15 protein-coding genes are annotated in these 14,802 nt (G+C 57.3%); 3 read left to right on the top strand and 12 right to left on the bottom strand.

Annotation, left to right across the window (positions count from 1 at the left end):
* Positions 1-2: 2 nt before the first annotated feature.
* Both cysG and AC3Y5R_RS10920 read left to right on the top strand, forming a co-directional pair.
* Positions 3-1,367 (top strand): siroheme synthase CysG, encoded by a 1,365-nt coding sequence (gene cysG, locus AC3Y5R_RS10925; protein ID WP_489921360.1) that lies wholly within the window; start codon positions 3-5, stop codon positions 1,365-1,367.
* Between the two features lie 49 nt (positions 1,368-1,416).
* Complete coding sequence (locus AC3Y5R_RS10920) at positions 1,417-1,857, top strand: hypothetical protein (protein WP_489921359.1); 441 nt, start codon at positions 1,417-1,419, stop codon at positions 1,855-1,857.
* A gap of 54 nt (positions 1,858-1,911) precedes the next feature.
* Here AC3Y5R_RS10920 and trpS read toward each other — a convergent pair whose 3' ends face one another.
* The 12 genes from trpS to pilM form a co-directional block, all read right to left on the bottom strand.
* The gene (gene trpS / locus AC3Y5R_RS10915) at positions 1,912-2,916 is read right to left on the bottom strand and encodes a tryptophan--tRNA ligase (protein WP_489921358.1); all 1,005 of its coding nucleotides are present in this window, start codon (positions 2,914-2,916) and stop codon (positions 1,912-1,914) included.
* A gap of 17 nt (positions 2,917-2,933) precedes the next feature.
* Entirely contained in the window at positions 2,934-3,611 is a 678-nt protein-coding gene (locus AC3Y5R_RS10910; RefSeq protein WP_489921357.1) for a phosphoglycolate phosphatase, read from the bottom strand.
* The gene (gene rpe, locus AC3Y5R_RS10905) at positions 3,595-4,281 is read right to left on the bottom strand and encodes a ribulose-phosphate 3-epimerase (RefSeq protein ID WP_158780946.1); all 687 of its coding nucleotides are present in this window, start codon (positions 4,279-4,281) and stop codon (positions 3,595-3,597) included. Before rpe ends, AC3Y5R_RS10910 begins: the two co-directional genes overlap by 17 nt.
* Before the next feature lie 52 nt (positions 4,282-4,333).
* Positions 4,334-5,155, bottom strand: a complete 822-nt coding sequence (gene dam / locus AC3Y5R_RS10900; RefSeq protein WP_489921356.1) for an adenine-specific DNA-methyltransferase — start codon at positions 5,153-5,155, stop codon at positions 4,334-4,336.
* A 123-nt stretch (positions 5,156-5,278) separates the two neighbouring features.
* Entirely contained in the window at positions 5,279-6,307 is a 1,029-nt protein-coding gene (locus AC3Y5R_RS10895; protein WP_489921355.1) for an SPOR domain-containing protein, read from the bottom strand.
* Between the two features lie 95 nt (positions 6,308-6,402).
* Positions 6,403-7,491 carry a 3-dehydroquinate synthase gene (gene aroB, locus AC3Y5R_RS10890; protein ID WP_158780952.1) on the bottom strand — a complete coding sequence of 363 codons (1,089 nt, stop codon included), beginning with the start codon at positions 7,489-7,491 and terminating at the stop codon, positions 6,403-6,405.
* 50 nt (positions 7,492-7,541) lie between these two features.
* Positions 7,542-8,063: a shikimate kinase AroK gene (gene aroK / locus AC3Y5R_RS10885; protein WP_158780954.1), complete on the bottom strand. Its 522-nt coding sequence runs from the start codon at positions 8,061-8,063 to the stop codon at positions 7,542-7,544.
* Between the two features lie 389 nt (positions 8,064-8,452).
* Complete coding sequence (gene hofQ / locus AC3Y5R_RS10880; RefSeq protein WP_489921409.1) at positions 8,453-9,718, bottom strand: DNA uptake porin HofQ; 1,266 nt, start codon at positions 9,716-9,718, stop codon at positions 8,453-8,455.
* On the bottom strand, positions 9,615-10,193 hold the full coding sequence (locus AC3Y5R_RS10875) for a HofP DNA utilization family protein (RefSeq protein ID WP_489921354.1): 579 nt from the start codon (positions 10,191-10,193) through the stop codon (positions 9,615-9,617). Before AC3Y5R_RS10875 ends, hofQ begins: the two co-directional genes overlap by 104 nt.
* Entirely contained in the window at positions 10,183-10,689 is a 507-nt protein-coding gene (locus AC3Y5R_RS10870) for a HofO family protein (protein ID WP_489921353.1), read from the bottom strand. The genes AC3Y5R_RS10875 and AC3Y5R_RS10870 overlap by 11 nt, the downstream gene beginning before the upstream one ends.
* Positions 10,689-11,270, bottom strand: coding sequence for a PilN domain-containing protein (locus AC3Y5R_RS10865; protein WP_489921352.1), 582 nt, complete (start codon positions 11,268-11,270; stop codon positions 10,689-10,691). The genes AC3Y5R_RS10870 and AC3Y5R_RS10865 overlap by 1 nt, the downstream gene beginning before the upstream one ends.
* Positions 11,270-12,094: a type IV pilus biogenesis protein PilM gene (gene pilM, locus AC3Y5R_RS10860; protein WP_489921351.1), complete on the bottom strand. Its 825-nt coding sequence runs from the start codon at positions 12,092-12,094 to the stop codon at positions 11,270-11,272. Before pilM ends, AC3Y5R_RS10865 begins: the two co-directional genes overlap by 1 nt.
* A 151-nt stretch (positions 12,095-12,245) precedes the next feature.
* Between pilM and mrcA the strand changes: the two genes are divergently transcribed.
* Positions 12,246-14,801, top strand: a complete 2,556-nt coding sequence (gene mrcA / locus AC3Y5R_RS10855; RefSeq protein WP_489921350.1) for a peptidoglycan glycosyltransferase/peptidoglycan DD-transpeptidase MrcA — start codon at positions 12,246-12,248, stop codon at positions 14,799-14,801.
* The last annotated feature ends 1 nt before the right edge of the window (position 14,802 follow it).

Below are 14,802 nucleotides of genomic sequence, written 5' to 3'. Positions count from 1 at the left end.
GTATGGATTATCTCCCGTTATTCTGCCAACTGCGTGGCAAAGCCTGTCTGCTGGTTGGCGGTGGCGAGGTTGCCGAGCGCAAGGCCCGGCTGTTACTGAAAACCGGTGCGGATCTGCGGGTTTGTGCAACGCATTTTTCGCCGCAGTTTCAGCTGTGGCAGCAGACAGGAGAAGTGACGCTGACGGAAGCGCCCTTTTCAGCAGAGATGATCGATGAGTGCTGGCTGGTTATCGCCGCCACGGATAATGAACGGGTCAATCAGCAGGTCAGCGAGGCAGCCGAAGCACAACGCATATTCTGCAATGTGGTTGATGCTCCTGAAGGTGCCAGCGTGATTATGCCCTCCATCGTTGACCGCTCGCCGTTGATGATCGCCATCTCCAGCGGCGGTGCTGCACCAGTGATGGCCCGTCTGCTGCGCGAAAAAATTGAGGCGATACTGCCTCAGCATCTGGGAAAAATGGCCGCATGGGCGGGTTCCCTGCGCCAGCGGGTGAAAGATCAGTTCAGCGAGATGGGGCAACGCAGACGCTTCTGGGAGAAAGTCTTCAACCACGATCGTCTGGCGCAGACGCTGGCTAACCAGGATACATTACAGGCGGCAAAACTGACCGAAGCCCTGTTTAGTGAGCCGCTGGAGCATAAAGGCGAAGTGGTGCTGGTTGGCGCCGGGCCGGGCGATGCCGGTTTACTGACGCTGAAAGGGCTGCAGCAGATCCAGCAGGCCGATATTGTGGTGTATGACCGGCTGGTTTCCGATGAGGTGATGGAGCTGGTCCGCCGCGATGCTGAGCGGATCTTTGTGGGGAAACGGGCGGGCTTCCACTGTGTGCCGCAGGAATCTATTAATCAGATCCTGCGGGAACAGGCACAGCGCGGTAAACGTGTGGTGCGGCTGAAAGGCGGCGATCCCTTTATCTTTGGCCGCGGTGCAGAAGAGCTGGAGGCGCTGCTGGATGCGGATATTCCTTTCTCCGTAGTGCCAGGCATTACTGCAGCTTCCGGCTGTTCGGCCTACAGCGGCATCCCACTGACCCACCGGGATTATGCCCAGAGCGTCAGGCTGGTCACCGGCCACGTGCAGAATAACGGCTCACTGAACTGGGAAAACCTCGCCGCAGAGAAGCAAACACTGGTGTTTTATATGGGCCTGTCGCAGGCCGGAGAAATTCAGCAGCAGCTGATCGCTCATGGCATGGAAAGCACCATGCCAGTAGCGCTGGTGGAAAGAGGCACTTCCACGCAGCAGCGCGTGGTCAGCGGCACGCTGGCAGAATTGAGCACGCTTGCCACAGAGGTCAGCAGTCCGGCGCTGATTATCGTTGGCCGGGTGGTAGCCCTGCGCGAACGGCTACGCTGGTTCTGAATTCTTACCTATACTGATTTTTAACACCTTTCAGCCGCAGGGAAATTGCATGAATCGCCTCTGGATTGCCGTATTGCTGGCCGGGTTAAGCCAGCTGAGTTCCGCCGCCACGCCCGACTATTCCGTCCTGAAGGGGCACTGGCAGGTGGAAGGTGTGCAGGTGGACAGCAGTGGCATTCAGGCCGTGGTGGTTAACGATCCGCAATATATGGGTGCAGAAGTCACCTTCTCCTCCGGCAAGATCGTCTGGACCAAAGGCACCCAAGATCGGGCCATCGATCCTGCTACGGATAACTGCACCAGCACGCCTGAACTGACTCCAGCCGATAAGAACGATCCTGAACAGAGCTACCAGGTTGCAGGAGGATTTAACGTGCTCTGTGGCAAACAACCCTGGGGACCGGGCGCAGTGGTGACGGTACCAGTGAAAGGCAAGATGACGCTGTACTGGTATGACGGGGCAATTCTGGCGCTGAAAAAGGCAGGCTGAGTGGCGGGATCACCAGAAGCAGAAAGGCTCCGCTTCTGGTGTAAAGTTCGGTGCTTATGGCTGGGCAACAAATCCAACGGCTTCATACACCTTCTTCAGCGTTTCCTGAGCCAGTGAACGGGCCTTAGTAGCACCATCACGCATCACCTGCTCCAGGAAGGCTTCATCGTTACGGTAGCGGTGATAGCGCTCCTGCAGGTCGGTCAGCATACCGGAAACAGCATCCGCCACGGCGCCCTTCAGGTGGCCGTACATCTGGCCTTCAAACCGCTTCTCCAGCTCAGGAATGCTCTGGCCGGTCACACCGGAGAGAATATCCAGCAGGTTTGAAACACCCGCCTTCTCTTTGATGTCGTAACGGACGACCGCTGGCTCATCGCCATCGGTCATTGCGCGTTTGATCTTCTTCACTACCGATTTTGGATCTTCCAGCAGGCCAATGACGTTGTTACGGTTATCGTCAGACTTGGACATCTTCCTGGTCGGCTCCAGCAGAGACATCACGCGCGCGCCGGATTTTGGAATAAATGGCTCAGGAACTTTGAAGATGTCGCCATACACGGCATTAAAGCGGGAAGCCACATCGCGGCTCAGCTCCAGATGCTGCTTCTGATCTTCGCCTACCGGCACCTGAGTAGTCTGATACAGCAGAATATCGGCCGCCATCAGCACCGGATAATCAAACAGACCGGCGTTGATGTTCTCTTCATAGCGCGTCGACTTGTCCTTGAACTGGGTCATACGGCTCAGCTCACCAAAGTAGGTGTAGCAGTTCAGGATCCAGCCCAACTGAGTGTGTTCAGGCACGTGCGACTGAACGAAAATGGTGCTCTTTTTTGGGTCGATGCCGCAGGCCAGATACAGCGCCAGCGTGTCCAGCGTCGCTTTACGCAGCGCGCTCGGATCCTGGCGGACGGTAATCGCATGTAAATCAACGATGCAGTAGATGCAGTCGTAGTCGTCCTGCATGTTGACCCACTGACGGAGCGCACCCATATAGTTACCGATGGTCAGTTCGCCGGAAGGCTGTGCGCCGCTAAATACGATGGGTTTGCTCATGATTTTCGTCCTGGTTATTACAGCCCGAGAGCGGGCAACAAATCGTTAAAATGATCGAGTACGAGGGTCGGGTTACTGGTGGCAATCGGCTCACCGTAGTTATAACCGTAGGTCATCCCCACGCTGGGGCAGCCTGCCGCCTGAGAAGCCATAATATCATTGCGGGAATCCCCCACAAACACTAACTCGCCCGGCAGCAGGCCAAACTTACCCAGCACCATGAACAGCGGTGCAGGATGTGGCTTTTTCGCCACCACATCATCACCGCCGATAATCAGCGAGAAGTACTGAGCGATGCCCAGCGCGGTCAGCAACGGTTCGACAAACGGCGTCGGTTTGTTGGTAACGATTGCCATTGGCACGCCGGTGGCGGCCAGGGCAGCCAGCCCCTCTTTCACTTCCGGAAACAGCTTGCTGCCGCTTTCCACCGAGGTGGCATAATGCTTATCCAGCAGCACGCGGGCATCCCGCACCCGATCGTCTGATGGCTGATGGCCGAGTGCCCACGTCAGCGCCCGCTCAATCAACACATCCGCGCCGTTACCGATCCAGGTGGAGACACGCTCAACACCTGCTACCGGTAAATTCAGCGCAGCCAGCGCGGCATCCACCGCACTGGCCAGTCCTGGAGCACTGTCAATCAGCGTCCCGTCGAGATCGAATGCCAGTCCGCGAACCTCAGTGAAATGAGCCATGGCGAGATTTCTCCAGTTCTGTGCGCATATCATCGATCACTTTTTTGTAATCAGCCTGACCAAATATGGCCGAACCGGCAACAAACATGTCCGCACCTGCCGCAGCGATCTCGCCTATGTTGTCGACTTTCACGCCGCCATCCACTTCCAGACGAATGTCGTAGCCGCTCTGATCGATGAGCTTACGAGCCTGACGCAATTTATCCAGCGTGCCGGGAATGAAAGACTGACCGCCGAAGCCGGGATTCACCGACATCAGCAGGATCACGTCGACTTTATCCATGACGTAATCCAGATAGCTGAGCGAGGTGGCCGGGTTGAACACCAGACCGGCTTTGCAGCCGTGCTCTTTGATCAGCTGCAGCGAGCGGTCAACGTGCTCTGTGGCTTCGGGATGGAAAGTGATATAGCTTGCACCCGCTTTGGCGAAGTCCGGGATCAGACGGTCGACCGGCTTTACCATCAGGTGCACGTCAATCGGGGCGGTAATGCCGTAATCACGCAGTGCTTTCAGCACCATTGGCCCCATCGTCAGGTTGGGAACGTAGTGATTATCCATCACGTCGAAATGCACAACATCGCCACCGGCAGCCAGCGCTTTGGCCGTGTCTTCACCCAGGCGGGCAAAATCTGCAGACAAAATTGATGGGGCTAGTAAAAACTGTTTCATCCATTTCTCCCAATTAGCGCGCCTGACGACAGGCACGTACAGCAGTTGAGGTTCAGCCGCCGGTAAACAACGCCAGCAGCTCATTCACCTGAATGCGACCGGTACCGCTGCGGCTGATAGAACGTCGGGCCTTGATCTGATGCAGTTGCTGCGCGGCCTGATACCACTCGCGGGTCAGCGGGGTATCGTGGTTGGAGATCAACACCGGAATGCGGCTCTCAATTGACAGCTTCTCCGCCAGCTCCGCCAGGTGCTGCTGTTGCCGCAGGCTGAAGCTGTTGGTGTGGTAAGCGGTAAAATTCGCCGTGGCCGACAACGGCGCATAAGGGGGATCGCAATACACCACCGCGCCCTTTTGCGCCCTATTCAGGGTAACATCGTACGATTCACAGACAAAGATCGCATTCTGCGAGCGTTCGGAGAACCAGTAGAGCTCATCCTGAGGGAAATAAGGTCTGCGGTAGCTGCCAAACGGCACGTTAAACTCACCGCTCAGGTTGTAGCGGCAAAGCCCGTTGTAGCAGTGGCGGTTAAGATATAAAAACAGCACGCCGCGGCGATAGGCATCCGTGCAGCGGTTGAACTCCTGACGGCGGGCGTAGTAGAACTCCGCGTCGTTGGTTTCGCTGGTGAACAGTTCACGCGCGTCAGTGACAAACTCGTCAACGCGGGTTTTTACGATGTCATAAAGATTGATCAGGTCGCTGTTGATATCCGCCAGAATGTAGTTTGGAAAGTCAGTGTTGAGAAACACCGATCCCGCGCCAACAAAAGGCTCTATCAGACAGTCGCCTGCAGGCAGATGACGCTGGATATCGTCAAGCAGCGGGAATTTACCGCCCGCCCATTTCAAAAAAGCGCGATTTTTTTTCATGCCGTCGTTTTATTACAATTACTCTTCTGGCTGCGGTTACACCGACAGCATATCTGCGCTTTAAGGGTCAGCCTGCCGCTGGCAGACTGACTTTCATCCTGCGACCGGGCAATCCGGCCGCCGTTAGTTTGACGCTTCTTTCTTCACCTGACTGACCGGCTTCACCCACGGGTTCTGCGCCCGGACTTCGGCTGGCAGAGAGGAAACCGCGCGTTTGGCATCGGCTGGCGTTGCATAGGAACCACTGACCAGCACAAACCATGGCTGACCATTACGGGTGGTTTTATAGACGTGGTAGCTGCTCAGGTTCTGCTTCTTCGCCCAGGCATTCAGCGTATCAGAGCGCGAAGCGCTGCTCAGCTGCAGCGTATAGCTGCCGCCCGGTACGGAGGTTGAAGCGGATTTCGCCGGAGCGGAAGCCGTATGGCTGGCCGTGCTCTGTGGCTTGCTTTCTTTCACTGGCTGAGAGGCAGCAGGCTTGTGGCTGGCAGCCGGTTTGCTGTGATGCTGCGTAGCCGGGCGTTGGGTGGCCTGATGAGGCTGACCTGCTGCCGGTTTCGCTGCGCTGGTATGAGCACCAGGAGCCACGGTAGCCGGAGCCGTTGGGAGTGAACTGCCGTTATCCTGCGCACCCTGCGCCGCGTTATCAACCTGACCCTGCTGATTAGCCAGAGCACTATTGAGATCCCCCGGCAGCTCAACGCGCTGCTGGTTCGCCGGCGTCTGTACCGGTGCAGCCTGAGTTGGCGTTGGGGAAACCGGAGGCGCACTCAGCTCCTGTGGACCATTGGCCGCCGGAGCCGACGTACTGCCCGGAGCCTGATTCGCGGCCGTCGCATCAGGTGCAGGTTGCTGGCCCACATTCTGACCACTCATGGACGATGAGCCAGAGAGATCGATGCTTTTATCACCGCCGCTGCCGGATGTGCCAGGCTGGGAAGAAGGCTGCTGGCTGCTACTGCTGTTACCCGTGGTATTCAGCGCGGAGCCAATACCGAGTACCAGCAACAGCAAAACCAGAATACCGATCCCCATCATCATGTGCTGACGGGAAACAGGCACTTTAGGGACTGAAGACGTTTTGCGGGACCGCTGCGGGCGGCGGTCGCTGGTGTCAGGTTTTAACTCGTCTTCCGGTTTAAACTCGTCCATTCAACCTCCTCCAGTAGAGCGCGGACGCCACCCCATACCCTTTGAGCGGCAGTTACTTCATCAAATTAAGGGGGCCTGCGCCCGTTTAGGCGGCTTCAGGCCGTCTGACAATCATTAATCGCAGCCAGAACCGTATCATGCCCTACTCCGCTGCGCACTTCGGCTTTGCCGATTGCCAGCGGCAGAACCAGACGCAGTTCACCAGCCAGGACTTTTTTATCGCGCATCATGTGCGGCAGATAATCTTCTGCCACCATGCTTGCAGGACCATTGACCGGTAACCCGGCACGTTGCAGCAGCGAGATGATCCGGTCGGTATCTTCAGCGCTGAACTGTCCAAGACGCTCAGCGGTTCGGGCAGCCATCACCATCCCTGCCGCCACGGCTTCACCGTGCAACCAGTTCCCGTAGCCCATGTGCGCTTCGATAGCGTGGCCATAGGTATGGCCCAGATTCAGCAGGGCACGCTGGCCCATTTCACGCTCATCGGCAGCCACCACTTCGGCTTTCAGCTCGCAGCAGCGGCGAATGCAGTACGCCATGGCCTTGCCGTCAAGCGCCAGCAGCGCATCAAGGTTAGCTTCCAGCCAGTTGAAGAACTCACCGTCGAGGATAATGCCGTACTTGATCACTTCCGCCAGGCCAGAAGCCAGCTCGCGAGCGGGCAGGCTGTTCAGGCAGTCAAGATCGATCACCACCGACGCTGGCTGATAGAACGCGCCGATCATGTTCTTACCTAACGGGTGGTTTACGGCAGTTTTGCCGCCTACGGATGAGTCAACCTGGGAAAGAAGCGTGGTAGGAACCTGAATAAAACGCACGCCGCGCTGGTAGCTTGCCGCAGCAAATCCGGTCAGATCGCCAATCACCCCGCCACCTAAAGCGATCAGGGTGGTGTCGCGACCGTGGGGTTTTTCCAGCAGAGCGGTAAAGACCTGATCCATTACTTCCAGCGTTTTATACTGCTCGCCGTCAGGCAGAATGACCTGGTCAACCTTCACACCGGCGCTTTCCAGCCGCTGGCGCAGAGGATCAAGATAGAGCGGGGCCAGAGTCTGGTTGGTCACCAGCATGGCCCGGTCGCCCGCCTTGAGCGGCCAAAAAGAAGCCGGATCGTTGAACAGTCCGGCAGCAATCGTAATGGGGTAACTACGCTCCCCCAAAGTGACGGTAATCTTCTCCATGAAGCTGTATCACCTTATTACTTTGGCCCGCAGGCGGGTTTTGAGCTGATTCAGCTCTTTTCCAACACGTTGATAATCTGATTCGCGACAACTTTCGCGCTCTGATCGTCGGTACGGATAGTGACGTCAGCAATCTCTTCGTACAGCGGATTACGTTCATCTGCCAGCGCTTCCAGCACCTCGCGCGGTGGGGATTCCACCTGCAGCAGAGGACGCTTTTTATCACGCTGAGTACGCGCCAGCTGCTTCTCGATCGTGGTTTCCAGATACACCACTACACCGCGAGCAGAAAGACGATTGCGCGTTTCACGGGATTTAACGGAACCGCCACCGGTAGCCAGCACAATGCCCTGCTTCTCGGTGAGTTCATTGATAATTTTCTCTTCGCGATCGCGGAAGCCTTCTTCGCCTTCGACGTCGAACACCCAACCCACATCCGCTCCGGTACGTCGCTCAATTTCTTGATCGGAATCGAAAAATTCCATATTGAGTTGCTGAGCTAACTGACGCCCAATAGTGCTTTTGCCGGCACCCATAGGCCCAACCAGAAAGATATTGCGTTTCTCTGCCATTTTTTCGGTATTACTAAGACAATTCGTTAATGATACCCCGTCCAACCGGACAGGACATGAACTGAAACCTCATGAGCGATAGTGCGAGAGTCAGATGAAAATTATCTCAACACTGAAGGTGTTTTGGCAACCGATTAAATTGACCTTGCCCATTGCGCACTCATCGGGCGCGTTTCAGTCCGCTTCATTTATCAGCCCGATGTCACTGCATCGGCTACGCCGGTTGCGCACGATAAAAAACGGGTTAAATGCATTCTCTGAAGCCAAACCGAGGCCCATAAATCAAAAATCGCTAAACCTTGTAAGCTAATTCCGCCCTTGCGTCAAACGCATATGGTCGCAATCCGCCAAAAAAGCACCTGGCTCCTCAGTTTGGACTAAAAAACGCATTACTCCTCACGAATCAGTCTCGGTGTGATAAAGATCACTAATTCCCGCCGATTCTGTTCTGACGTTGAGTGACGAAACAGTGTGCCGATCAACGGGAGATCGCCCAGCAGCAGCACCTGGCTTTTACTCTGCGCGTTGTGCTGCTGGAAAATGCCCCCCAGCGCCAGCGTTTGTCCATCTTTGACCGTCACCTGGGTCTGGATCTCCTGTTTGTCGATAGCAATGTACTCACCGTCACCACTGCGCAGGGTGCTGCCCGGCAGGTTCTGGCTGATGTGCAATTTCAGCATTATCCGCCCATTCGGCTGCACCACCGGCGTGACCTCCATTCCCAGTACCGCCTCCTTAAACTCCACCGAGGTGCTGCCACTGCTGCCGCTGGAAACTTCATATGGAATTTCGGTGCCCTGCTTAATACTGGCGGTTTGTTGGTGAGAGGTGAGCAGACGTGGACTGGCGATGATCTCCAGTTTGTTTTCCTGCTCCAGCGCACTCAGCTCCAGATCCAGCAACCTCCCGTCGAGCCGGGCAAAGGTGAACCCTGCGGCCAGTGCCGGACTGGTCGCGGCCAAATCCACCCGCAGCTGGCTGGCCCGTAACGCGCGGGTCACCTGCTCTTCACCGCTCATTCCCCAACTGACGCCCAGCTCACGCAGGCTCCCTTCGGTGATAGTCACAATATGGGCCGCCATCTCGATTTGCTCCAGCGGCACGTCGAGCGCGGCTACCCAATGGCGGGTTTGCTCCAGTGCTGGCCGGGTGTCACGTAACAGCAGACTGTTAGTTCGTGCATCTACCGTCACGCTCCCTCTCGGCGTCATTAACTTTGCACGTTCGGCCTGCAGGCTGACGTTGACTCTGGCCGCGTCGGCATGCAGCAGCGTCAGAGAGAGCGTGTGCAATGGCAATGACTTTTCGGCCTCCTCCCTGCGCAGCACCTGCTGGCGCTCGCGCTCCTCCTGCAAGCTGTGCGGCCAGACCAGCAGAATGCCATCCTCCTGCTCGACAGTAAGCCGTCCGAGCCGGGCAACCAGCGCCAGCGCCTGCGGCCAGGGCACCTCTTTCAGCCTGATCGACAATGTGCCCTCCACGTCGGGAGCCACCACCAGATTCAACTGCTGATAATCCGCAAGCGCCTGCAGGATTTCTCCAACCGGCGCGTTATCGAACGCCAGGGACAACGGAACCGGATTGACGAGCGGAAGAGCCGGAGGCAGTGCCGCCTGGCTGATTTGCTGCGGTAGCAAAGTCAGCAGCAGAATCAGTGCGCCGGTCCACGGCTTCAGCCCCGGCATCATCAGCTTGCGTCCGATCCCGGCCAACAGCGTCCGTGGCATCACGCCTGCCCTCAGCAGGTATCGCCTTATGCAGGCTGTCGACGTTCTTTGCATCCCTGGCATAAATGCTTCCTTTTAACATTATTCGTAACGGGGTCTGGCACTCCAGTCCTGACGCCGCGGTAATACTCAGCGCCTCTACTTTCAGCAGTTGCCAGTGTTCGTCAGGCCATTGCTGCTGCGCCCAAAGCGCTCCTTTTCCCTGCGGGGAGACCAGCCACGCCCGATAATTTTCAGCCCGGCCCACTATCCCGCGTAGCTGCCACAACGGCACCGCTGCTGGCGAACTAAGGCAACTCACTGACTGCGGGGGCTGAAAAGGGTCCCGCTCCGCCTGGCCCCGCCAGCAGAATAACGTCAGCAGCAGTAAACTACCCCGCCATCGCCATCGGTCAGTCTTCATGAGCCAGCCCCAGTATTAATCTGAAGTGCAGCTGTTCCTGTTCAGCCTTAAGAGTGAACTGGGGCAGAATGACGCCGGACTGAAGCCTGCTCAGATAATGCAAAACAGCCTGCACACCCTGCCAGCGCAGCTTGATCGTCAGTTCTCCACCCTGACCGGCAGGCTGCCAGAGTTCCAGCTCGCCTCCGGCCCTGGCAATCAGCACCGGCAATGAAAGGATCTGGCGTTTATCGGGCAGCAATGCCTGTTGCAGTCTGACAATGTCAGCATCGATGCTCTGAAGCGGGGGCTGATGCAGCAGGGCACGCAGGCTGCTCTGATATCGTTGTTCCTGCTGCCGACGCTGGCTGGCAAGCGCTTCAGCCTCACGCCACAGCGGCCGCACCCCAAAATGCCAGAGCGCCAGCGCCAGCAGGACACTGCCGAAAGCCACGCTGGACAGCCTCAGCCACAACGGTTGGTGCAGCCAGCGAATCAACCATCCCTGACCGCTCATCACCCGGCTCCTTTTAAAGGCCGCCCGGTCTGAGACACCACGCCGGTGCCCTCCGCGCCGCTCAAAATTGCCAGCAGGCTGAAGTGGATCATTCCGTCCCGACGGCGGCTGAGCCTGCCGGTGGTGACCTGGCCAAATAGCGGGAGCTGCTGCAGGCGCTGACGAAAATCCTGCACATCGGTCATCGTCTGGCAAAAGCCCGTTAGCGTCAGCCGCTCCGGCGTTTTGGTCAGTTCACTAAGCCACAGCATTTCAGGCAGTTGCTCCGCCAACCGCAGGGAAAAATCAACCCACTGCTCCAGACGCTGCTGCACCTGCTGACGGGCGGCCAGCTGCTGCTCAAGAACCTCACGCTGACGGATACGTGCGGCCAGGCGAGTTTTCAGCTCGTTAATCTGCTGGCTGCTCTCCTCCTGCCGCAGCACCATCAACTGCTGCCGGGCGTTAACCGCCTGCTGACCAGCAACCAGCAGCAGTGCAGTCAGAAAGGCCGCCAGCAGCACCAGCAAAACCAGCAGCCAGCGGTGCATTCGCGCCTGCAGTTGCCGGGCACGCCACGGCAACAAATTGACCCAGACCATCAGCGATCCCCCGGCCGCAGCGCCAGCCCCGCCGCCAGAGTGAATGCACCCGGCATCCGCGGCAGCGGCGGCTGCTTCATGGCAAAAGCGTCCAGCGGATTGAGCCATTGCGTGCCCTCTGGCAACGCTTCTTCTCTGATTGAGCTGTAATAAAATGAGGAAGCGCCAGCCAGGTGCTGCTGGCGCAACGTGGAGAAATCCGGGGCGTCTTCCGCAGCACACCAGCCCCAGATCTGCGGTTTTAAAGGAGAAAACCACAACCAGTGATCGTGCAGACGATGAACCAGCGCCGCCGTTGGATCGAGCCGCAGGGTGTTCGCCATCGCATACAGCGCAGCAGGCGTCAGCTCAAGCACCTGCGGCGTCAGGCGGACTTCCTGCAGACAGTTTAGCCAGCTCAGCAGTGCCTCGCGTCGGGTGGCGGTGAGCCACAGCTGGCTGCCGGGTTCCTGTGCCTGGCGGTAATCCAGCGCCAGCGTCTCCGGCTCAATTGGGAAAAATCGCCTCGCCGCTGCTACGATATAGCTGCTACGCTCTGGTTCGCGTAACTGCTGGCGCGGCAGCTCGATCTGCTGTTGCAGCACCAGCTGAGGCGGAAAGCCAACCCGTAATGAAACACGATAGGGCAACTGCTTTCGCCAACGCTGCAGAATAGCGATGACGATCCCGGGCCGTTGAAGTAGCCCATGGGTTAACGTATCGTGCGGCAGCGCATGTTGCCACCAGTGGCGAAGTTGCCAGCCGTTCCGGCGGCGCTGGATGCCAAGGGCACAGAGTTGCCCATTCTGAATATCCAGGCCGACTTGCCATGTCTGAAATGCCATTTATCGCGATCTCCCTATCGTCAATGCCAGAGATTGAAAGTGCCGGGAACATGCCTCTCAGAAATTGAGGTATCCAGGCTTCTGGCTTGCCTTTATACTACCGCGCGATTGTTTATAAACTGTCCTGGCGACTTAAAATGGAAAATATCAGGTGAAGTTCGTAAAGTATCTTTTGATCCTTACAGTGTGTTGCATTTTGCTGGGAGCAGGCTCGATCTATGGCCTTTACAAATATATAGAGCCACAGCTGCCCGACGTTGCCACGCTGAAAGACGTGCGACTGCAGACCCCCATGCAGGTCTACAGCGCCGATAATGAGCTGATTGCTCAGTACGGTGAAAAGCGCCGCATCCCGCTGAAACTGCAGGAAATCCCCCCGGAACTGACCAAGGCGTTCATCGCTACCGAAGACAGCCGTTTCTATGAGCATCACGGTATCGATCCAATCGGTATTTTCCGTGCAGCAAGTATCGCGCTGGTATCCGGTCATGCTTCACAGGGAGCCAGTACCATCACGCAGCAGCTGGCCCGAAACTTCTTTCTCAGCCCTGAGCGCACGCTGATGCGTAAAATCAAGGAAGCCTTCCTCGCCATCCGCATTGAGCAGATGATGAGCAAGGACGAAATCCTTGAGCTCTATCTGAATAAGATTTACCTCGGCTACCGCGCTTATGGCGTTGGCGCAGCGGCGCAGGTCTACTTCGGTAAGAATGTCGATCAGCTGTCACTGAGCGAAATGGCGATGATTGCTGGTCTGCCAAAAGCGCCGTCAACATTCAATCCGCTCTACTCTCACGAGCGGGCATTGCAGCGTCGTAATGTGGTGCTCAGCCGTATGCTGGATCAGCACTACATCACCCAGTCGCAGTACGATGACGCACGCAGTTCACCGCTGGTCGCCAACTACCACGCGCCGAAGATTGCCTTCTCTGCACCGTATCTGACCGAGATGGTTCGTCAGGAAATGGTCAAACGTTATGGTGACAATGCCTATAACGATGGCTTTAAGGTAACCACCACCATCACCCGCAAGCTGCAGCTGGCAGCACAGCAATCCGTGCAGGATAATGTGATGAACTATGACATGCGTCATGGCTATCGCGGCCCGTCGAACGTGCTGTGGAAAAGCGGTGAATACCCATGGAATCAGACGGCAATCCTGAAGACTCTGAAGGCGCTGCCAGTATACGGCCCGCTGATCCCGGCGGTGATTACCGAAGCCAACAACGACCAGGCCACAGCCCTGCTACGTGATGGCAGTAATGTGACGCTGAACCTGGCGGGAATGCGCTGGGCGCGTCCGTACAAATCAGACACCGTCCAGGGCCGCACGCCGAAGTCGGTGACCGAAGTGGTGCAGGCAGGCCAGCAGGTCTGGGTGCGTCAGGTGGAAAATGACTGGTGGCTGGGTCAGGTACCGGACGTTAACTCTTCACTGGTTTCCCTCGATCCGCATGACGGCGCGGTTCGCGCACTGGTCGGTGGATTCAACTTTAACCTCAGCAAGTTTAACCGTGCCACTCAGGCGCTGCGTCAGGTCGGCTCGAACATCAAACCGTTCCTGTACACGGCGGCAATGGATCGCGGGCTGACGCTGGCTTCGATTCTGAACGACGTGCCGATCTCCCGCTGGGATGCCGGTGCCGGTGCCGACTGGCGTCCGAAGAACTCCCCACCAACCTATGATGGACCAATCCGTTTACGTCAGGGTCTGGGCCAGTCCAAGAACGTGGTGATGGTTCGCGCCATGCGTGCAATGGGGGTCGACTATGCGGCGGAATACCTGCAGCGTTTCGGCTTCCCGGCACAAAATATTGTGCATACCGAATCGCTGGCGCTGGGTTCTGCCTCGTTCACTCCACTGCAGATGGTGCGCGGTTATTCGGTAATGGCAAACGGTGGCTTCCTGGTTGACCCTTACTTCATCAGCAAGATCCAGGATGAACAGGGCAATACCGTGTTTGAAGAGAAACCTAAAGTTGCCTGCCCGGAATGCAATCTGCCAGTGATCTACGGTGAAACGAAGAAAGCCGTGGCGCTGAGTGAAGACAGCGTGGAAAACCCGGCAGTTTCACAGGAAGGTGCGAACACTGCCGTACCACAGCCACAGCTGGAGCAGGTTACCCAGCAGCAGGCTCAGCAGGATGGCCAGCAGCAGTATGCGCCCCACGTGATCAACACTCCACTGTCATTCCTGATCAAAAGCGCACTTAACTCAAACATATTCGGCGAGCCGGGCTGGATGGGTACAGGCTGGCGTGCAGGCCGCGACCTGAAGCGTAACGACATCGGCGGTAAAACCGGGACCACCAACAGCTCGAAAGATGCCTGGTTCTCCGGTTACGGCCCTGGCGTGGTGACTTCCGTGTGGATTGGCTTCGATGATCATCGTCGCGATCTGGGCCGCACTACCGCATCCGGCGCGATTAAGGATCAGATTTCCGGTTATGAAGGCGGCGCGAAGAGTGCTCAGCCAGCCTGGGATGAGTACATGAAAACGGCACTGGATGGCGTGCCGGTTCAGCCACTGACACCGCCGGACGGCGTGGTTACCGTGACCATCGACCGCAGCACCGGCAAACTGGCTAACGGCGGTGGCAACGCCCGCCAGGAGTTCTTCATCAACGGCACCCAGCCAACGGAATATTCCGTGCATGACGTGGGCACCACGCTGATGGATAACGGCCAGAGTCATGAGCTGTTCTAAA

The sequence above is a fragment of the Erwinia sp. 009765445 genome (assembly GCF_058137865.1).
This window is presented reverse-complemented; position numbering and strand designations above follow the sequence as displayed.